We start from the raw sequence: 19,584 nt of genomic DNA on the forward strand, positions 1-19,584 counted from the left end.
ACAGTTTATGCTACAAAGATGTCTATTTATTTTTCGATTTCACTATAAAATAAGTTTCGTAAGGAAACTGAATTTACAGGATTTGTAGGGCGCGGTCGGCTGACTGTAGCCCTACGCTAATGGAGGTATTTTTTGTGGCACACACACATAACGATGCCGAATTGAAACCCTTGGTTATCCCCGCTTCAGCAACAGCCGAACGGATGGCACAGGCAGCGGGTAACTTTCTGGATACGCTAACACCGGCTTTACGTGAGAAGACAGCCCTCCCATTTGATGGGAATGAGCGGTTCCGGTGGCACTACATCCCAATCGAAATGTGGGAACGCGAAGGGGTCTCCCTCAAAGAACTCAACACGAAACAGCAGGACGCAGCGTTTGCTCTTATGGAGAGCGGCTTGAGCGCGAAAGGCTATCAGAAAGCCCGGACGATTATCAATTTGGAGACAACGCTCGGTGAGATTGAAAAGGCTGCTGGAGAAGCCCGACTTGTCCGTGATCCGGGGTTCTACTTTTTCACCGTATTTGGCGATCCGACAGGCAATGGTGCGTGGGGCTGGCGTGCTGAGGGACATCATGTTTCGCTCAACTTTACTGTCGTCAATCGTGAGCTCATTTCGCCGAACCCGTCATTCTTCGGCTCTAATCCGGCAGAGGTGCCGCAGGGGGATAAAAAAGGCTTAAGGGTTCTTGCTGCCGAAGAAGATATCGCGCGTAGGCTCCTTGTGAGTCTCAACGATACGCAAAAGCGTGAGACAATCATCAATGCCGAGGCACCGTCGGATATTTTGACGCGCGATGTCCCGAAAGTCGAATTTGAGAGCGTTGAGGGGTTAGCCGCGGCATCCATGGAGACACAGCAGCGCGAAATTTTAATGGAACTCGTTCATGAATATATTGACCGACTCCCTGACGAAATTGCCGAAATTGAACGCCGTAAACTACGCGAAGGGCGCGTCAACGACATCCACTTTGCATGGGCAGGCGGCGAGTCACCGAAGACACCACACTACTATAGGCTGCACGGTCCGTTTTTCTTTGTGGAGTATGATAACACACAGAACGACGCGAACCATATCCATTCTGTCTGGCGACACATCGCAGACGATTTTGGTGTTGATCTGCTGCGGTTGCACTACAATAAATCGAACCATCATGATCACGGTCATTAGATAGATCAGATATAGGACTTACACAATTTTTTCGTGATATTCTAAGTATTGCGCATCGTTGAACGGGGTTACATGAGGTTTAACAAATAAATTGGGTAATTGTATCTACGCGACGTGCGATAAATCGCACTACTACGAACCGGATTGTATTTACGCGACGTGCGATAAATCGCACTACTACGAACTGGTCCACTTGTTATCACACGTCTTAGCATTACCCGATTAAATTCTTAAACTTCATCAAACCGTGCCAGTAAAGGTGTGTGTAAGTCCTAAGAGAAATAAAAAAAGCCGCCAATGATCTTGGCGGCTTTTCTTTTAGGCTTGTCCTATTACTGGTGGGATTTTAGTTTACCCCATGTTGTTGCTAACTTATTGGCTGCTTCAACAGCGAGGACTTCATCGGTAAGGGTGACAAGCCCCGTTTTTTCAGAATTCTTTCCGTGGACGATAGAGTGGGTGTACCATCCGCTCCATCCCTTTTGACCACCCTGCCCAGCGGCTTTATCACCATCGTTGACACAGATACCGAGGCCGAACTGATCTCCGTCGCTGAATTTTTTGCCTTTTACTTGCAATTCTTCAGCGGTGAATCGGAGTTCGTAGTAGGTTTTCTTTTCACCTTCGTTTCGGACAACGGCGATGTCATCACCAGGGGCGATACCTGCCCCACCGGGAGCCTCATTCAAAGCGCCAGGGAGTATATCTTTCGCCTTGTCATCTAAACCGATATTGTAGAGAAACATCTGTATGCCAGCGGAGCGTTTGCCGCTCATTTCAAAGGCGAGTTGTGCGCCATCACCGTTCCATGCGGCAGCGGCTGCGTGTTCGTGTTCATCGTCTGTGACAATAAGCCCAATATATACGGCTTTTGAATCCCATACGATCATGAAACAGGTTTCGTGGTCGTCGGCACCCTTCCAATTGCCACCGCCGTGTACCTGAAAGACATTGCCTTCATATTCAACACCGCAGAAAGGTTTTCCGTCGGTGCCTGTGACTGTGTCAAGGATACCCTCCCATTCGCCAAGATCACCATCAATTTTAACGTCAACCCCTGTGAGGGCTTTATATTCGTCATGGGTTTTACTACGCCACTGTGCATCTGCTACCGTGTTTATGAGTAAAGCAGCTAGGGCTATTGCAATCCAAACATAGTTTTTCATTTTTATTTCTCCGAGTTAGCGGTCACCGATAATTTTGTCGTTATTATCGTCCCCGAGACAGAAGATATAACGATCACTTGAACCTATGTAGACGAACCCGTTGGCAACCGCAGGTGATGAATAGAGTACTATATTTCGGATGACAGTTCTTGTGTTAAATTCCCATTTCACTTTTCCATTGTCAGTAGAAAGCGCGTAAATATAGCCGTTTTTCGTTGCGGCATAGACGGTATCCGGTGTCACAGCAGGCGAGGATACGACTGGGGCACCGAGTCCTGTCTGCCAGTTACGTTTTCCGTCAGTCGCGCGGAGGCAGTAGACGGATCCATCACGGGAACCGAAAGTAACGTTGCCGTTCTGAACGGCGATCGCAGTGAGGACGGCATCTTTTGCCGCGTGTTCCCATATTATGTCGCCGGTTTCCGTATCAAGTGCGACGATCTTACCGGCGGGTATCGGATCACTGTCGGAAAGATTACCGCGTCCGAGTCCAAAAAAGACGAGATTTTCATAAGCCGTCGGGCTCCCCCATACAGGATACGGCATCTGTTTAGACCAAATTTCAGTGCCTGTCTGCGCATCAACGGCGTAAATTCGATAATCGCCGTAGCCTGTCCCGAAGTATGCTTTGCCATTATGCACAACGGGCGACATATCCGCATGGACCGCTTTATAGTGCCAGATTTCCTGTCCTTCCAAAGCATCAATGCAGTAGATGCCATCAGCCCCGGCTGTAAAGTAGAGTTTTCCTTGGCTGATAAAAGGCGTTGACTCCACATGGCTCGCTGTTCCGAAAGACCATATCTGTTCGCCTGTTTTCGCATCGAGGCACCGGAGATGGCAGTCGCTATGTTCATGGTAACCTTCGCCGATGTAGACTCGCCCGCCAGCCACTGCGGGGGACGAGAAAATCGGGGTAGGAGAAGCGTGTCGCCAGATGACCTCTCTGGACTCTATATCAATACAGTACGTTGCGCCCGCCGATGAGAAGATTGAACCGTACGAAGAACCGATATACAACCGATTCCCAACAACCGCTGGCGATGAAGAGAAGTCAACCGCCAGTGCATCTTCTTCTTTGAAGACCCATGCGGGTGCTCCGTTTGTGGGACCGGGGCGGGTGTCTAAGTGTCCTGTTCGGTTCTTATTCCCGCGGAAAGTTGCCCATGTTCTGTTAGCTTTTACGTTCCCCGCGCCTACATTCTGAACGTTCGTTTCAAATGAGGCAGTCGGGGTTCGGATCAATTGATAAATTCCTAAGACGGATCCGAGGATGACCATCGCGCCGACGACAGAAACGATAACCTTGTGGGCAGTTACGAAGTCGCGGAACTTGTAGAACAGCATTTTGGTCGTATCACGCGCAAAAACCAGGGCTGTTATCAGGGCGACACCTACAAAGGCGAGAATCTGAGGGATGATACTCAGCAGTGCAGTGAGCGGCCCCAGCAGCTGCGGGATAACTGCATACGCCGGGCTTGCTGTAGAGAAGAAAACAACAGTGAAGCACAGCGTCAGCACGAGTTTGACAGGGAAACCGAGTTTCACTGACTTGTGCATATTGTGCATATTGGTCTGCTTTAAACTCGCTTTTTTCATCTGTGGTTTACCTCGCTTTTTATTTCGACACTTTTATGAAGTCTACGGCGAAATGCACCAGGTTTTCAAGCATCCGACGATTTTTAGAGACTTCGTTTCTCTGACTGTTGCGGAGATTAGTGATAAGATACATACCTTTGCCATATCGCAGTTTAGCGACGACAATCTCTTTGCCCCCGTTGGTGGTTGCCAGCACTTGATATTTTTGATTCCATCCGCTCCATGAGTCGTCAAGTGCGAGCTGCCCTGACCGAATACGGTGCGGTGCTTTAAAGAGTTCACCGGCATTAGAAGTCGGCTGAAAATCATTTCGTCGTGAACTCTCTACACCCTTGAGCGGTTCGGGTAACCATCCTGTACGACACGGGTTTTCTTCATCGCTATCTTGACCAGAGACGATAACAACACCGCCATTTTTCACGAATTCTTTAATCCGTTGTTCTTGTTTGTTGTTAAGACGGTATTTTCCATCTCGCGAGAGTGTGCGAAAGCCGATCCATAAGATGTTTGCTTCGTTGAGCCCGGGTAGGTCGCGATTCGTTGTTCCATCGTAGGCAATCCAGCGGTTTCCTATTGAATTGATGTTGGAGATAGCAGGGTACTCATCCCTATAACTGTTTGTCCTGAGAAAATGGAGTTTGATAGCATCTGCCCCCAACATGGCATCGAGTTCTTTCTGAAAATCGGCAGTTGAATCTCGCCTTGAGACTTCGTCTCTATTGAGATATTTTTCAGTGTGTGTAAACCCCCACCACCCCCATTCATTTCCCTGTTTTGTGGTTTGGGTTTGAAACCATTTCCCGCTTATGTGTCCGAGGCTATCAATACGTCTGCCTTCTCTGAGGTAAAAGATGATAATCGGCGCGTCCTGCTTCATAAGACGCATGGCTTCTTCTCGGTGATCCTTCTCTCCTTTGTAGACATCAAGTCGGATCTTGATCTCATTAAACTCCGCCTTGCCTTTCAAGTATCTTTCGACCTTAACTTTTACAGTCTGGCGTTTGGTGTTGATCTCTGAAACCGTCCCGAAAAGAATATTGCTGCTTTCGTTGACGATTTGCGGCACACTATAACGTTTTGCGATATAGCCTTCTGAAACCTGTTGATTTAGTAGTAGAAGGCCTACGGTAAGGAAAATAAAAAGATAAAACGGTTTCTTAATATGCTGCGATTTGTGAGTCCTCATTGAGTTTACCTCCTAATTTTATATTACGCCTATAATTATTTGGACACGCAGTTGCTCGTAGGGGCTGGGTGACCCAGCCCCTACGAGCGGGCAACGTTATCATGGAGTGTCAGCTTATTTTCGTGCTTTACTATAATGCTGTTTTGTGGTGGGATGTGCTTGTGGGCATCTACAAATCGGAACATCCAGCACATTAGCCGCCACAAAGTAGTTCATTGCGGTTCCAGGTGTGGTCACTATCAGCAGACCATTATTGGGCTTTTCCTCTCGCTGCGATATTCCACACAGATTCGACAATCCCGTTCCGGATGCCGTAATACCTGTCGTGGAGGTTCACTGTCGTACAGCAGTGCGTTGGTAAGATTTCAAGCTTATCCCCCGGTTTGAGAGAAACGCTTGCATCGGATACTTGCATCTTTCCGTGCTCTTCAGAGAGTCCAGTCATCTCTACTCCGTTTACACCAACGGGTTGCGGGATACCGAACTCTTTTGCCAGCACCTTTAGGCCTGTATCCACAATCACTCGATTTGGGTTTGGACGACTCACGACGGTTGCTAAGACCGACAAGGCACAATCGAAATGGTCCCCGACACCTTCTACATTGTAGTAGGTGGAATCCATTAGGACATAAGAACCGGCTTGTACCTCTGTCATCTCTGGGATACTTCCGGTGATATTGAAGGTTCCGGTGCCACCACCACTCATGATGGGAACTTCTACGTTATGCTTTTCAAGATAATGCTTTGCATCCACGAGTCGTTGCATCGCCTGACGTGCGGCGGTATCGCGTTCCGCGCGGTTCGGTTTCGCAACGGTATGTCCCTCATACCCCATTAACCCTTCAAAAATGAGATTTGAGTTTCGACGTATCTGTTCTGCTAATTCTAACGCCGGTTTGCCGGGTTCAACACCACATCGGTCCATACCGATATTCACTTCTACTAACATTCTGACGGTTGCGCCTTTGGCGACTGCTGCCTCGGAGATGGCTTGCACGTTCTCAGCATTATCCACTGCGACCATAATTTCCGAATGTTTCGCGAGGTTGATGAGCCGAGCGATCTTTTGGGCACCGACGACTTGATTGGCGATGAGTACATCTCGAATTCCGGCGTGGATAACGGCTTCTGCTTCACCGAGTTTCGCGCACGTAACACCGATAGCGCCTGCTGCAATCTGTTTATGCGCAATGATTGGTGTTTTATGCGTTTTAACATGCGGTCTCAGATCGGCGTTTACTTTACTGAAATAGTTCGCCATCGCCGCTATGTTAGCTTCCATTTTGTCCAGATCAATCAGCAGTGCGGGTGTATCCAATTCCGTTTTATGCATACCGATAAATGGTTCATTTGTATTCATTGGGCAGTGCCTCCTAAAGCTGTTTGACAGGGTTTGACAGCGTGCCGAACCCGTTGATGTCTATCTGGACAACGTCCCCAGGAGCAAGTGGTAGATCGTTCGGGACGATGATACCGGTGCCGGTTGAGACAACGGTGCCGAGCGGGATAGGGTTATCTCGCATCAAGAATTCGGTGAGTTGTTCAAACTTCCAATTGATTTGGGAAGTGTTCACTTCGCCTTGATAGATGATGTCTGCCTCCCGAAGGACGGTGCATTGCATCTCCAAATTATATGGGTCATCGATTTCAGAGGGTGTGAGAAACATCGGTCCGAGGGCACAGCACCCGTAAAAGACTTTGGATTGCGGCAAGTAGAGCGGGTTATCGCGTTCAATGTCCCATGCGGATACGTCGTTACAGAGGGTGTATCCGACAATTTCTCCATCGCCACCGAGAACGTACGCGAGTTCTGGCTCTGTTGCTGTCAGCGCAGAATCGCTTCGGATGCCGATAAAACCGTTAGGCCCGACGCAGCGTGAAGGTGTCCCTTTGAAGAATATCTCAGGACGATCGGCGTGATAGACGCGGCTGTAGATGTCCTGTTCGGTATCATCGTCGCGCATCTCTGCGCTCCGTTTATAGGTTACACCGCAGCCCCAGACTTCAGGGGCATCAATCGGTGGTAAAAGGTGTGGTACATTTTCGTCGGGTGCAACATCCAATTTCTTTAAGGTAAGCCCTTCAGGTTCCGTTGCCGCGTTTTCTGCATCAGCAAACGACGGGAGTTGGATCGGTGCGGGTGTTGCGACTTTCTCTTGAATATCAGCGAGGATGACACCGAGGCTCATCTGTTCCTGATGCGCAAGTGCGAGCACTTCTAAGACACCGGGGGATTCCTCGCTTGTTACGTCAATTACTTCCTCGTCGCGGGTAACAATTCCGACCCGCTTGCCTAAATTCGGTAGGTGAAACTGAATTAATTTCATTCTTTTAACTTTCCTTGCGGTTTGATGTGGAAAGTTTGGACAGGATCGTTTTCTCCATATACCGGTTTCCACTTCGTTCCAAGCGCGGTGCTCTTGTATTTAGGAAAATTCGAGTTGTGCCCACGCTTGAGCATCTTTTACAACCGCCTTTGGTGTCCTTTGTGAACGGAGTAGATGTCCTTGTGTTGTCCGAAGTGTCGGTTGTGTGGCATCTTGATAGCGGAAGTCTAAACTCCATCGCACGTGTCCAGCGCGGTTCGGTAACCCACGGTGAAAAAGAAGATTACTAAAAATGACAACATCGCCCGGCAGAATTTCAATAGATACGGCATCCGCCTCAACCGGTTTGATGTAGTCATCGTGAATGCGGAGGTAGTATTCGTCTTTTTCGTGTGGGACAACGCCCCACTTGTGGCTCTGGGGAATGAATTCCATGCACCCGTTTTCAACGTTAACCGGGACTAACGGTGCCCAAACATTCATCATCCGTAAGACATCCGCTTCTTTTGAAGTATAGCCTGCGTCTTGATGCCACAACACCTCCGTGCGTTTGTTCTCGGGTAGTTTCGGACGGACGGAATAGTTCGGGTACAATCGGATCTCTGTACCTAAAATAACATCGGCGAGGTCAAGTAGGACAGGGTGCGCGAACACGCCGAAAAACCCTTCACGATGCAATTCTGGTCGAAAGATTGTCGGGTTTTCATCTGGGTAATTTTCATAGAGATGCATCAGTCGGGTTTCAAAAGTGGCATCTGGATGTGGGTTCGCCAGTTTTCCTTCAACTTGCCGTTGTAACGCGAGTTCATCAACTAACGCTTCACATTCGTGTTTAACGGCTTCGAGTGTCTCCGATCCCAAAATGCCGTGGAGAATAGAGAATCCGTTCTCATTGAAATCCGTGATAACTGATTCCATTTTGGTGCCCTATTTTTAATCAGGACTTACGCGATTTTGTTCATTGCAGCCTCTGTAAGAGGCGTACCCTGTAAAAAACGCAGTCGGTTTCAGTGCACAACCTAACAGGTTTGCGGCGTACTTGAAGAAACACCCCAGCAATACGCAGAAATACCCTATCAAAAACACCCCAGATGCGACGTGCATCATGCTACAAAAGAGTGCTTTGCGTAAGTCCTATTAATGTGGAAACCGTGCGTCCTTGCCTGCTAATTTTCTGCGGGGACGAGCCCTATTTTCACAAGGGTATCGACAACTGCATGTGCGCATTCTTCAATAGAGAGTGTGGCAGTGTTCACTGTAAGTTCTGGGTCCAGGGGCGGTTCGTAAGGTGCACTGATGCCTGTAAATTCCTTGATCTCTCCAGCACGTGCTTTTTTGTATAAGCCTTTCGTATCCCGTTCCTCGCAGACATCAAGTGGGCAGTCGACGAAAACTTCAACGAATCTATCCTCAGCGATGAGTGCGCGTGCCTGATCTCTGTCGGCACGGTAAGGCGAGATGAAGGCAGTCATGACGATTGTGCCTGCATCCGAAAAGAGTTTCGCGACTTCGCCGATGCGACGGATGTTTTCCTCTCGGTCTTCTGGTGAGAAGCCCAAGTTCTTGTTCAGTCCGTGTCGTACATTATCGCCATCTAAGACATAAGTGTGGTGGCGTTGGTGATGCAATACCTGTTCGACTACGTTTGCTAACGTTGATTTACCTGAGCCGGAGAGTCCGGTGAACCAAATCACGCAGCCTTTCTGGTTCAATAATTTTTCTCTATCTTCTACCGTGACAGTCGCTTCGTGCCACGTTATATTAGTTGCTTTTTGTTGAGCCAATTCGATTATTCCTCACATAATAAGAAGTCAAAAAATTGAGGTGTTCCAAAGGTGCCTCTATTATCAGAATCTGATAATACTACTATTATACGCGCGGATATAACGTGATGTCAACCTAAAATAGCGACATATAGTTATCAGTCATCACGGGTGGGCTATTAGGTATCTATTTCCTGCCCCAGTTATCGTAGAAGGTTTGACCCGTATAGATAAATAAAAAGAACTCCTTATAGGAAGGAGAGGTTTAGGTTACCTCGTCATGCTATAAGGAGTTCTCTTCGGTTCCCGTACTGTATTATTTATAACAGGACTTACGCAAATTGAGCAAATATTAGAAATTTAGACGCAAAAAGCGACAGTTTTATCCTTTAAACTCCCTAAATCCCCTCGAAGAAACACCCCAGCAAAAACACCCCCCATATCCCCCCTTATCAGGGGGTAGGGGACTTTAAGAAGGTATGCGTAAGTCCTATATAAGATTGAATTTATGTTATACGAGCATTTAGCGACTTTAATCTCCTGTTGAAGAAATTTCTGCCGCTTGGTTATCTGGTTCTTGCCAGTGTGCATATTTCTGAAGGGTCCGTATATCAATATTTAACGATTCAGCTGCCTTGCGTAGCGATGTGTGTTGCTGAATACGTCTTTGGGCAACCGCTCGTAGGATTTGATTCTGGTTCATATCCCCTATATTGAGAGACTCTATTTTTCTACTCATTCTCGGTAGATAGGAAACCTGAGAACTATGCCACTGTCCAGTTACGCGTGTTGAGAGATCATACATAATAGCATGCCGCGTTTCTGGTTGGAGTGTTTCCCAAATTGCGTGTTGCGTCTCTGGCGGGAGTGTCTGCCAGACAGAAGCGAGCGTCTGGACAAAATCTGGGTAAATATCCGGAAAATCTTTGCGCTCAAGTCTATCTGTTGTTGCGAGCGCGATAGCCGTTTGGATAGTGCTCCGAAGTTGCCGGATATTGCCAGGCCATGCTGCCTGTTCAAGAAGTTTGAGTGCCTCTGCGGTAATCCCTGTAATTCTTTTTTTGTAAACAGCACTGAACTCGGTAATAAAAGCAGTCACTAAGGGGGCAATGTCTTCTGTGCGTTCTCGGAGCGGGGGTAGATGAAGCATCATCCCCTTAAGCCGGTAGTAGAGATCTTCCCGAAATTCTTTTTTAGCGACTGCTTTCGCAATATCTCTGTTTGTTGCAGCGATAATGTGAACATCGACAGTCAAGACTTCATTTCCACCGAGCCGTGTGAATGTAGCCGTGTCCAAAACGCGCAAAAGCATTTTCTGTGCGTCCAAGGACATTTCGGGTACCTCATCTAAAAAGAGGATCCCCCCGTCTGCAGCTTCAAATGCGCCTTGACGTTGACGGATCGCGCTTGTAAACGCCCCTGCTTCATGTCCAAAGAGTTCACTCTGGAGGAGTTCAGCGGAGAATCTACCGCAATTGATGGCGATAAACGGTTTACACTTCCGTGGGCTGGTTTCATGTATGTATTTTGCGATGCCTTCCTTACCGACACCAGTTTCGCCGGTAATGAGGATCGGGATGTTTGATTTTACAACTTGTTGAATTGTTTCGTAACTCGCCTGCATGGGTGCTGATGGCAATTCGATAAATGCCGTCTGCTGGTTCATGATGTGCTCCTTAAGTATATTTTAATATGGATATGGACGAAGAATATATTTAAGATTGAGCGATTTTATTCCCTAAAAGCGGAGTGCAACATGATGCGTCATTACCACGTGCGCCCTTTCTTTTGCTTGTAGAAAATATAATTGCAACGGCACGGAAACAGAGCCATTCAGTTTTAAGAAATTATAGAGTTTCTCGTACTTTTTTCAGGATCCGGTGCGGTTCCAAACCGCACCTACCGGGCCTGGAGGGTCTAAAATTAAACGAAAAAACCGAAAACTGAATGGTTCTGGCACGGAAACCAGTTCCATAGCAAATTGTGTGTTTTTTTTCATTAATTTCCATTAACGCTAACCCTTAACGCTATATTTGGATTTTTGGTTGACTTAAAATGTTGCATACACACAAAAGTCTGATGGAATTCTGCCCTTTAGGTCAAAAGAGACAGTATATGATAAAGATATTATGCGCAGTCAAACCCTATTACTCTTTTGGTTCCTCCCATTGTGCGTATTTTTGCAAGGTTCGGAGATCAATATCTAATGATTCAGCTGCTTCGCGTAAGGATGTATGTTGCTCAATACGCCTCTGGGAGACTGCTCGTAGAATTTGATTCAGGTTCATGTTTTCGATATTGAGAAATCCGCCTTCTTCGCTCGTTTTCGGCATGTAGGCAGCTTGCAAGGTGCGCCATGGTTCTGGGGCGCGCGTTGAGACTTCATGCGTAATTGCATGCTGTATTTCTAATGGAAGTGTTTCCCAGATTGCATGCTGGGTTTCCGAGGGGAGCGTCTGCCAGATAGAGATAAGCGTCTGAACGAACTCAGGATATATATCTGGGAAATCTTTGAGTTCGAGTTCATCTATTGTTGCGAGTGCGACAGCTGTTTGGACAGTGCTCCGAAGCTGCCGGATATTGCCAGGCCATGCTGCCTGTTCAAGACGCTTGAGTGCCTCTGAGGCGATGCCGGTGACGTTTTTCCCATATTCGGTGCTGAACTCGATAATAAAAGCCGTCACTAAGGGTGCAATGTCTTCTGTGCGTTCGCGGAGTGGAGGTAGATGAAGCATCATCCCCTTAAGCCGGTAGTAGAGATCTTCCCGAAATTCTTTTTTAGCGACTGCTTTCGCAATATCTCTGTTTGTTGCAGCGATAATGTGAACATCGACAGTCAAGACTTCATTTCCACCGAGCCGTGTGAATGTAGCCGTGTCCAAAACGCGCAAAAGCATTTTCTGTGCGTCCAAGGACATTTCGGGTACCTCATCTAAAAAGAGGATCCCCCCGTCTGCAGCTTCAAATGCGCCTTGACGTTGACGGATCGCGCTTGTAAACGCCCCTGCTTCATGTCCAAAGAGTTCACTCTGGAGGAGTTCAGCGGAGAATCTACCGCAGTTGATGGCGATAAACGGTTTATCTCTTCGTAAACTACTTTCATGAATATATCTTGCGATGCCTTCCTTACCAACACCGGTTTCGCCAGTAATGAAAAAGGGGATTTTTGCCTTTACGACTTGCTGGATTATGTTATAAATTGCCTGCATAGGTGCTGATGGTAATTCAATAAATGTCGTCTGTTGGTTCATGATTGCTCCTTTAAAACTGAATCACGTTACTTAAGCAAATTTCGTGCCAATGCCTGTCACGACCTACAGCATATTTACACCAAATGATCGCTGAAATTTTAAAGAGGTTTTTCATACTGCTATCCTTGTAAACGCACGTATCCAGTGGGGTTTGTCAGATGGAGTGTCAGTGTTCATCTTTTTTTGAGAGCGGCACTATTGAAAAAATGAAGGGTGTTTGTAACGTTTTGTCGATTATCAGCACGCAAAAATTGCAGTATATAGTGCAAAAAATGTTCTATTGTATGGAGATAAGGCGTGTGGAAAACCAAGAACTCGTGGTTTATAGTAGATCCCGTAATTACTTACACACTTTCCTTGTTATGTGAACGTGTGAATGTGTATCTCATGGAGGCACAGGCTAACAGCCTATGCTACAAAGTGGCAACTTGGGTTATAATACGCTGTTTCGTTTTACTAACGCGTCGTTTCTGTTTTCCTGAGAGAGTTCTTATCAATTATCGTCAAAGAGATGGTGTGTCTATGGAAAACAGAAGAGAGTTTTCGGCAACATTTATTTTTTTTAGGGATGGAGGATAGATAAATTCTAAAATGGGGACTGATACTGAGTCCGCCTGAATAGCATCTTTTGCGAAGAATTTGACAATTTTTGCAAACGGTATGCAATTATTGCATTATATACAACGATTATTTCGTATGGATGATGGATAAGAGGTCGCTGATGGCCGATGTACCAGTCTTGCCGATTTTAGTAACAGTGGGCATTTCTACGCAGATTTATCTTTGTGACTAAAGGGAAGCGCATTGCGAGTGAGGGCATCCGGATGTCTTTACTACGACAAAGAATCTGCCGGAGACTTGCTTCGGATTAACAACAGAACTTACGCAAATTTAGCACGCAGGGCGATATTTTAGTTTCTATAGACATAACACCCCTAATGAAGATTAAAAATTTAATCGGGTAATTTTCAGTTTTCTTGTCGGACCCGGTGCGGTTAGGAAACCGCACCTACCGGGCCTGGAGTAAATTACCCAATTTATTTGTTAAACCTCATACGGGGTGAAGAAAGTGTCGGAAAAACCGCGTTACAATGCTCAAAATCCGTTGGTAGCAACTTGGGTTATACTTAACCCCCTAAATCCCCCTTATCAGGGGACTTTAAGGGAAAATGCGTAAGTCCTAAACAAGAAAACTGAAATATCCAATCTAATTTTTTGCCGGGTTTTCGATGATACGGATAACTTGATTCACCGGCTTCTCTGTCTTTGAGAAATCGACTGTCTGGCTACGTCCACTTTGCCATTTTACTTTGATAGATTGAATCGTTTCTTGTGTACGGATACCGAAGTGAAGGATAGGATCGCTACTGGAGGCGTAGCTTCCACCACAGATAGCTTCTTTGAAGAGTGTTTTCTGAGTTGTTTGTACCCAGACTTTTGCCCCGATGCCGTCGCGATTGCTTTCAGTGCCGACGAGCCGGATTTTCACCCAATTGTGCTTTTGGTGGGCTGTCTGAGAATCATTGCGCAAGAGTGCCGGGGTTTCGCCGCAGCATGTGACAAGAATATCCATTGCGCCATCGTTGTTATAGTCGCCGGTAGCTACACCGCGCGCGACGACTCGACGTTTGAAAAATGGTCCGGCTGTCTCAGATAGATCGTTGTATTGTCCGGTTTCAATGTTACCAAAGATCTGGCACTGTTGTTTATAGGAGAGTGATGGCGTGATTTCTGATACATTATCCCACACATGTCCGTTTGCGACGAAAAGTTCAAGTGTCCCATCATTGTCTGCGTCGAGAAACTGAGTTCCGAAACCGAGTTGTGAAAAACTCGGATCGGCGAGACCGGTTTCAAAGGTGGTCATTGTGTAAAAGCCGTCGCTGTCGTTGTGAAAGAGGCTATTGATTTCCAAAGCGAAGTTTGTGACAAAGAGGTCTGGCAACCCGTCATTGTCGTAATCGCCAGCGGCGATCCCCATACTGGCGGTTGCGCGTCCTTCTGCGTTATAAGCGACCCCTGCTGTGATGGCGACATCTGTGAAAGTGCCATCACCGTTGTTGTGGTAGAGAAAATCGGGAACAGCGTCGTTAGCGACAAAAATATCAGGATAGCCGTCGCTGTTGTAGTCTGTGAAGAGCGTCCCTAACCCCTTTCCGGCTTGGTGTAGTCCCGCGCGGGTTGTAACATCTGTGAAAGTGCCATCGCCGTTGTTGCGGTAGAGCGTATCACGGGCACCCGGGTATTCGTGTGGACCACAGTAGATATGAACACCCTCCAAAAAGCAGGCGTGGGCTGTTTCGAGGTGATAGTCCAGATAATTCGCTACATAGAGGTCCAAATATCCGTCAAGGTCGAAGTCGCCGAAGGAGGCACTGACACTCCAGCTGCCATCCCCTACACCGGCGCGGGACGTAACGTCTGTGAAGGTGCCGTCCCCATTGTTCCGATACAGTTGGTTCTTGCCGAAGTTGGTGAGATAGAGGTCAGTGTCTCCATCGTTGTCGTAGTCTGCAGCAAGGCATCCCATACCGTATCCGTAGTTTTGTTGCAGTCCTGCTGCTTCGGTTACATCCACAAATGTCCCATCCCCGTTGTTACGATAAAGGACGTCCGAGTGATTCGTATGTCTGACGGATTGAGCATCTTGGCTGAGGGAGCCGCTATTGACAAGGTAGATATCGAGATGTCCGTCGTTGTTGTAATCAAAAAAGAGTCCGCCGGCCCCCATCGTCTCAGGTAGGTATTTCTGTTTAGATGCCCCGTTGTTATGTTTAAAATGGATACCGGCTGCCTGCGTTTGATCTGTGAAACGGAGTGTCGTTTCAGCTGCGTTTAGCGTAGCAGCGTAGTTAGCAAGTATCAAGCAGATGTGTAGGAGGGTTTTTGTTTTCGGACCGAGCGAGAAATAACAGTGAGTTCTCAATTTTCCGTATATCCCGCGTTGCTGGTAATAATTTAAAAAGTAAAGGCATCCAGCGCGTGGATGCCTTTAAGTGTTTGTTCGACTTAGAATCCGCTTTTGAGCGCGCCCCAAGTTGTCGTCAACTTGTTTTTCGGTTCAACAGCCGTCTGTGGGTTGGTTTCGTTCGGATCGAATTCGATATCTGTTGTCGCGAAGATTTGGTCAATGTATGTGCCATCTTCGCGATGTGCGATGTGGAGTGTGTGCTCACCGGCGGAAAGTTCGACGGGAACCGGATCGTCGCCGTGCTGGGTGAGTTCCAATCCTTCAAAAGGGCCGTTGCGTGAGTTCAATCGGAACCAGACCCAGTCCGTCGTATAGTTTTCCCGGAGTTCGCCTGCTTCATAGAAATCCCAGATATTCATGGGGCCGTCATTGGTAGAGGTAACATCGCCGTCGGCTGTATCGAGTGCCCAGTAACAGGAGTTATCGGCAACTGACGGCGCAATCACACGTCCCCAGAAATGCCAATCATCTCCGTCGACTGAGAACTCGTATTTCACCCAGTCCCCGCCATCGTTTCCAGCCCCGTTGGCTGAACCGATGAAAGCACCGCCTGATGCTTCGGCGACGGTGTAATCGTCTACGCCTTCACCTGCGTTGCCCGGTTGGTCGGATGGGGTTTCAAAGGTTTGGAATTTTTCGCCATTGATAGCGTCATAGTTTTCCGCTTCCCAACTAATGTATTTTTGCGCGAATGCGGGTGAAACGATCAGGCTTAGTACTGTTAGTAAAATGAGAGTTCGCATTAACAACCTCCTTAAAATAGTAGATTAAAACCATTGTAGCACAACGAGAAAAAAGATGTGCATTTTCTTTTTCTGTGTCCTCAATTTCCTAATTAAGTCTTAGCACCGACATCATCTTTCCCGATCTACATCAATGCGTCTTCAACCTCTTCAGGAAGTTCCACTGTGCTTGGGTCAACATCAATCGGATATTCAGTGCCGTACGCTTCGACGAGATCATCAAAGGTGACGTTGTCTACACGTTCCAAATCATCACCGGGATGGACGAGCAACACGACGTAGCAGCCATCACAACTGACGAGGTCTACGTCGTCTTGTTCGATCGGAAACTGCGTCAGTGGGTTGTTACAATCAGGACAAGGTAACATATAGATTTCTCCTCGGAGTTGTCTAAATCTCCGTCTCGGGTGCTGGTTGTTTGAAGATTAATTTTTTAATTCGGTAATTTTTGGGGAAGTCCGGTTCGGTTAGGAAACCAAACCTACCGGGTCTGGAGGAAATATAGAATTACCGAAATATTTTCTTAAACTTCATTTAATCAGCAGCGGGTGCGAAGGTTTCCGGATTTTCCGCCGCTGCATCGTAATCATCAATCAGTTCTGTAATAACAGGGTTATCACCACAGAGTGGGCAGTTCTCATCTCTACTAATTTTCATTTCACGATAGGTCATACTGAGCGCGTCGTAGAGGATCAGCCTACCGATAAGCGGTTCGCCGATACCGATAATGTATTTAATCGCTTCAGTTGCCATCATAACACCGATTACGCCTGGGAGCACGCCCAGGACACCTGCCTCACTTCAGCTGGGCACCATGCCCGGAGGTGGCGGTGTCGGAAATAGGCATCGGTAGCAGGGACCTTCGTGTGGTTTGAAGAGCGTGACCTGTCCCTCGAATTGGAAGATACTGCCGTGAACGACGGGTTTATTCATCAGCACAGCCGCGTCGTTGACGAGGTAACGGGTAGCAAAGTTGTCGCAGCCGTCTACAATCAGATCATATTCCGAGAAAATTTCTTCGACGTTATCGGCAGTCAGGCGGAGGTTATACGGTGTGATATTGATGTCTGGGTTCAACGACTTAATCGTTGTCGTTGCGGATTGAACTTTCGGGGTGCCGACGGATTCTGTACGGTGGAGTATCTGACGCTGTAGATTACTTAATTCGACGACATCGGAATCAATAATACCGAGATGTCCGATGCCTGCGGCACCGAGATATACACCCGCGGGCGACCCTAATCCCCCCGCACCGACCATCAAGACTTTAGCATTAAGCAGTTTCGCTTGTCCCTGCTCACCGACCTCAGTGAGCATAAAATGTCGGCTGTAACGATCGAGTTGCTCATGGCTCATCGGTTTATCTTGGACTGTCGGCAGACCAGCAGCTGCCCAATCACGATAGCCGCCTGCGAGGGAAACCGTGTCTGTGTATCCCATTTCACGGAGCGACTTTGCGGCGAGAAGGGAACGGAGTCCTGCCGCACAATAGACGACGACTTTTTGGTCTCGGTCTGGAATGTAGTTTTCAACGGAAAATTCGAGCATACCGCGTGTGACATGGACAGCGTCCGGAATATAACCGGCGCGATATTCGTCTTCATCGCGTACGTCGAGTAACACGAAATCGCTTTCTTTCTCCTGTTCGGCTTTCACCTCAGCAACCGTCACTTCTGGTATTTCTGTTTTGGCTTCCTCAACGATTTGCCTGTAGGATTTCATAAGATTTTCTCCTGCGTCAAAAGAATATAGGGATAACGGATTGTCATATTCTTACGCTATAAGTTTCAGTTTCTTGCGCTTGCAAAATTATATCATAGATGCGTGGTGTTGTCAATGTTTTATTTTTTTTTTCAAAAGAGGTCTTATAGGAGCGACCTCTCCCCGACAAAAAAGTCGATTTAACCCAAAACTCAATACCTCTGGCAATCAAGAGACATCCCTAACCCTGAAAAAACCATGAATTCTGTAAATCCTGATTCAGACAATTAAGGTCGCATTCTCACCAACCCGCACCTACTGATAATTGAAAATCGAAAATTGAATAGTGCTGACTACTAATTGAATAATTATTGACAAACGGATTGTAGACACGCTAAAATGGTTTGGAATTACGAAGTCTATCCAATGAATTAAGCATTTGCCCTAAAGACTGAAATACATCATCACGGAATAAGGAGTTCTCAATGTTCAACGCAAACCCTTTCCGCCAACCCGGGCAATGGTACCGAGGCAATACACATAGTCATAGTACAGAATCCGACGGTCAACTTTCCATGTCGGATCGCTTCGCGGCATACCGTGAGGCAGGCTACGATTTCCTCGTGCTAACAGATCATCGTAAGGTTAATGACGTGAGTGCTTACAGTACGTCAGACTTTCTGGCGATATCAGGAAGCGAAGTGCATCCTGAAAACCCATACGGTGGTGCGATACATCACTTTGTAGCGATTAATATTCATGAGGCAATCAATTGTGCGAAGATGCATCCGAACGCAGTGCTTGATGAGATTAAGGCGCAGGGCGGCGAAGCCGTTTTATGTCATCCGTATTGGTCTGGGCACACCATTACAGATTATCTGCCATTGCGGGGTTACTTCGCCATTGAGGTCTACAACGACGGCTGTATGGAGATTGGCAAAGCGTTTTCAGAACAAGCTTGGGACGATTTGCTGGATAGAGGTGGTCCTGTTCTCGGCATCGCTTCGGATGATTCACACGGCACCGATCACGATTGCTTCCACGGATGGATTATGGTCAAGGCAGAGGAACTGACGATTGCAAGTATCATGGAAGCACTCAGGACGGGCGCGTTCTACTCTACAATGGGACCCGAAATCACAGATATGGCGTTAGAAGATAATGAGGTAACGGTTAAGTGTTCGCCAGCGCAATCCATCGTTTTTAAAGCGGAGTGCAGTCGCGGTCGGCGGATTCTTCCGTCGGATGGTGAACTCTTGACGGAGGCGATCTATAGCGTTCCGAACGGTGCTAAATACGTTCGCGTTGAAATAACAGACGAAACCGGCAAAAAAGCTTGGTCGAACCCTTTCTTTTTCTAATAGGACTTACGCGACTTGAATGGAGGAACGGTATATTTTGCTGATTTAACCCCCTATAGAAGAAAAACCCCAGCAAAAACACCCCCTTATCAGGGGGACTTTAAGAGAAAATGCATAAGTCCTATCTAAGGTAAGTATCTTGAAGGACCGTGTTGTCTTTTAGAAGACGTTGTGGTGCGCTCCTCTTGGTGTGCCAAACGGATGATGGATTGGCGATAGTTTAGTTTGATCAATTATTGACAAGTGGATTTTGGATATGCTAAAATAGAACTGGACGTGCAGGACGCGCCAACAGGTTCATAAATCAGCATCTCCTAATAACTTGAGTACATTATTACGGAACA

Annotated in this window: 16 protein-coding genes; 3 read left to right on the forward strand and 13 right to left on the reverse strand. The window is 47.2% G+C overall.

Annotated elements, in window-relative coordinates; genetic code table 11:
* Positions 1 to 134 precede the first annotated feature (134 nt).
* A complete protein-coding gene (locus OXH00_12600; GenBank protein ID MCY3741853.1) occupies positions 135 to 1,172 on the forward strand; it encodes a DUF3500 domain-containing protein in 1,038 nt (345 codons plus the stop codon).
* A gap of 332 nt (positions 1,173 to 1,504) precedes the next feature.
* On the opposite strand, the gene OXH00_12605 is transcribed toward OXH00_12600, so the two are convergent.
* From OXH00_12605 to OXH00_12615, 3 genes are read right to left on the reverse strand one after another with little or no spacing between them, the layout of a single operon-like run.
* The gene (locus OXH00_12605; protein MCY3741854.1) at positions 1,505 to 2,338 is read right to left on the reverse strand and encodes a hypothetical protein; all 834 of its coding nucleotides are present in this window, start codon (positions 2,336 to 2,338) and stop codon (positions 1,505 to 1,507) included.
* A 15-nt stretch (positions 2,339 to 2,353) separates the two neighbouring features.
* On the reverse strand, positions 2,354 to 3,937 hold the full coding sequence (locus OXH00_12610) for a PQQ-binding-like beta-propeller repeat protein (GenBank protein MCY3741855.1): 1,584 nt from the start codon (positions 3,935 to 3,937) through the stop codon (positions 2,354 to 2,356).
* 19 nt (positions 3,938 to 3,956) lie between these two features.
* Positions 3,957 to 5,123 carry a hypothetical protein gene (locus OXH00_12615; protein ID MCY3741856.1) on the reverse strand — a complete coding sequence of 389 codons (1,167 nt, stop codon included), beginning with the start codon at positions 5,121 to 5,123 and terminating at the stop codon, positions 3,957 to 3,959.
* Positions 5,124 to 5,191: 68 nt separating this feature from the next.
* Here OXH00_12615 and OXH00_12620 point away from each other — a divergent pair, with 68 nt between their 5' ends.
* Positions 5,192 to 5,320 (forward strand): hypothetical protein, encoded by a 129-nt coding sequence (locus OXH00_12620; GenBank protein MCY3741857.1) that lies wholly within the window; start codon positions 5,192 to 5,194, stop codon positions 5,318 to 5,320.
* A 53-nt stretch (positions 5,321 to 5,373) separates the two neighbouring features.
* Here OXH00_12620 and OXH00_12625 read toward each other — a convergent pair whose 3' ends face one another.
* From OXH00_12625 to moeB, 10 genes are all read right to left on the reverse strand, one after another.
* Complete coding sequence (locus OXH00_12625; GenBank protein MCY3741858.1) at positions 5,374 to 6,483, reverse strand: DSD1 family PLP-dependent enzyme; 1,110 nt, start codon at positions 6,481 to 6,483, stop codon at positions 5,374 to 5,376.
* A gap of 13 nt (positions 6,484 to 6,496) precedes the next feature.
* Positions 6,497 to 7,450 carry a fumarylacetoacetate hydrolase family protein gene (locus OXH00_12630; GenBank protein MCY3741859.1) on the reverse strand — a complete coding sequence of 318 codons (954 nt, stop codon included), beginning with the start codon at positions 7,448 to 7,450 and terminating at the stop codon, positions 6,497 to 6,499.
* Positions 7,451 to 7,549: 99 nt separating this feature from the next.
* Entirely contained in the window at positions 7,550 to 8,368 is an 819-nt protein-coding gene (locus OXH00_12635) for a phytanoyl-CoA dioxygenase family protein (protein ID MCY3741860.1), read from the reverse strand.
* A gap of 248 nt (positions 8,369 to 8,616) precedes the next feature.
* Complete coding sequence (gene cysC, locus OXH00_12640; GenBank protein MCY3741861.1) at positions 8,617 to 9,234, reverse strand: adenylyl-sulfate kinase; 618 nt, start codon at positions 9,232 to 9,234, stop codon at positions 8,617 to 8,619.
* Between the two features lie 511 nt (positions 9,235 to 9,745).
* Positions 9,746 to 10,879 (reverse strand): sigma-54 dependent transcriptional regulator, encoded by a 1,134-nt coding sequence (locus OXH00_12645; GenBank protein MCY3741862.1) that lies wholly within the window; start codon positions 10,877 to 10,879, stop codon positions 9,746 to 9,748.
* A 481-nt stretch (positions 10,880 to 11,360) separates the two neighbouring features.
* Positions 11,361 to 12,464 (reverse strand): sigma-54 dependent transcriptional regulator, encoded by a 1,104-nt coding sequence (locus OXH00_12650; GenBank protein ID MCY3741863.1) that lies wholly within the window; start codon positions 12,462 to 12,464, stop codon positions 11,361 to 11,363.
* A gap of 1,207 nt (positions 12,465 to 13,671) precedes the next feature.
* The gene (locus OXH00_12655; protein ID MCY3741864.1) at positions 13,672 to 15,390 is read right to left on the reverse strand and encodes a CRTAC1 family protein; all 1,719 of its coding nucleotides are present in this window, start codon (positions 15,388 to 15,390) and stop codon (positions 13,672 to 13,674) included.
* Positions 15,391 to 15,473: 83 nt separating this feature from the next.
* Entirely contained in the window at positions 15,474 to 16,178 is a 705-nt protein-coding gene (locus OXH00_12660; GenBank protein ID MCY3741865.1) for a hypothetical protein, read from the reverse strand.
* A 125-nt stretch (positions 16,179 to 16,303) separates the two neighbouring features.
* Positions 16,304 to 16,546, reverse strand: a complete 243-nt coding sequence (locus OXH00_12665) for a hypothetical protein (GenBank protein MCY3741866.1) — start codon at positions 16,544 to 16,546, stop codon at positions 16,304 to 16,306.
* A gap of 166 nt (positions 16,547 to 16,712) precedes the next feature.
* On the reverse strand, positions 16,713 to 17,900 hold the full coding sequence (gene moeB / locus OXH00_12670) for a molybdopterin-synthase adenylyltransferase MoeB (protein ID MCY3741867.1): 1,188 nt from the start codon (positions 17,898 to 17,900) through the stop codon (positions 16,713 to 16,715).
* 464 nt (positions 17,901 to 18,364) lie between these two features.
* Here moeB and OXH00_12675 point away from each other — a divergent pair, with 464 nt between their 5' ends.
* Positions 18,365 to 19,240 (forward strand): CehA/McbA family metallohydrolase, encoded by an 876-nt coding sequence (locus OXH00_12675; GenBank protein ID MCY3741868.1) that lies wholly within the window; start codon positions 18,365 to 18,367, stop codon positions 19,238 to 19,240.
* Positions 19,241 to 19,584 lie beyond the last annotated feature (344 nt).

The organism is Candidatus Poribacteria bacterium (assembly GCA_026706025.1).
Classification (GTDB): Bacteria; Poribacteria; WGA-4E; order WGA-4E; family WGA-3G; genus WGA-3G.

Coding starts and splice junctions, on each gene's coding strand:
- OXH00_12625 (MCY3741858.1), bottom strand. CDS start 6,483: ATGAATACAAATGAACCATTTATCGGTATGCATAAAACGGAATTGGAT.
- OXH00_12660 (MCY3741865.1), bottom strand. CDS start 16,178: ATGCGAACTCTCATTTTACTAACAGTACTAAGCCTGATCGTTTCACCC.
- OXH00_12665 (MCY3741866.1), bottom strand. CDS start 16,546: ATGTTACCTTGTCCTGATTGTAACAACCCACTGACGCAGTTTCCGATC.
- OXH00_12645 (MCY3741862.1), bottom strand. CDS start 10,879: ATGAACCAGCAGACGGCATTTATCGAATTGCCATCAGCACCCATGCAG.
- OXH00_12610 (MCY3741855.1), bottom strand. CDS start 3,937: ATGAAAAAAGCGAGTTTAAAGCAGACCAATATGCACAATATGCACAAG.
- OXH00_12650 (MCY3741863.1), bottom strand. CDS start 12,464: ATGAACCAACAGACGACATTTATTGAATTACCATCAGCACCTATGCAG.
- OXH00_12615 (MCY3741856.1), bottom strand. CDS start 5,123: ATGAGGACTCACAAATCGCAGCATATTAAGAAACCGTTTTATCTTTTT.
- OXH00_12675 (MCY3741868.1), top strand. CDS start 18,365: ATGTTCAACGCAAACCCTTTCCGCCAACCCGGGCAATGGTACCGAGGC.
- OXH00_12630 (MCY3741859.1), bottom strand. CDS start 7,450: ATGAAATTAATTCAGTTTCACCTACCGAATTTAGGCAAGCGGGTCGGA.
- OXH00_12605 (MCY3741854.1), bottom strand. CDS start 2,338: ATGAAAAACTATGTTTGGATTGCAATAGCCCTAGCTGCTTTACTCATA.
- OXH00_12635 (MCY3741860.1), bottom strand. CDS start 8,368: ATGGAATCAGTTATCACGGATTTCAATGAGAACGGATTCTCTATTCTC.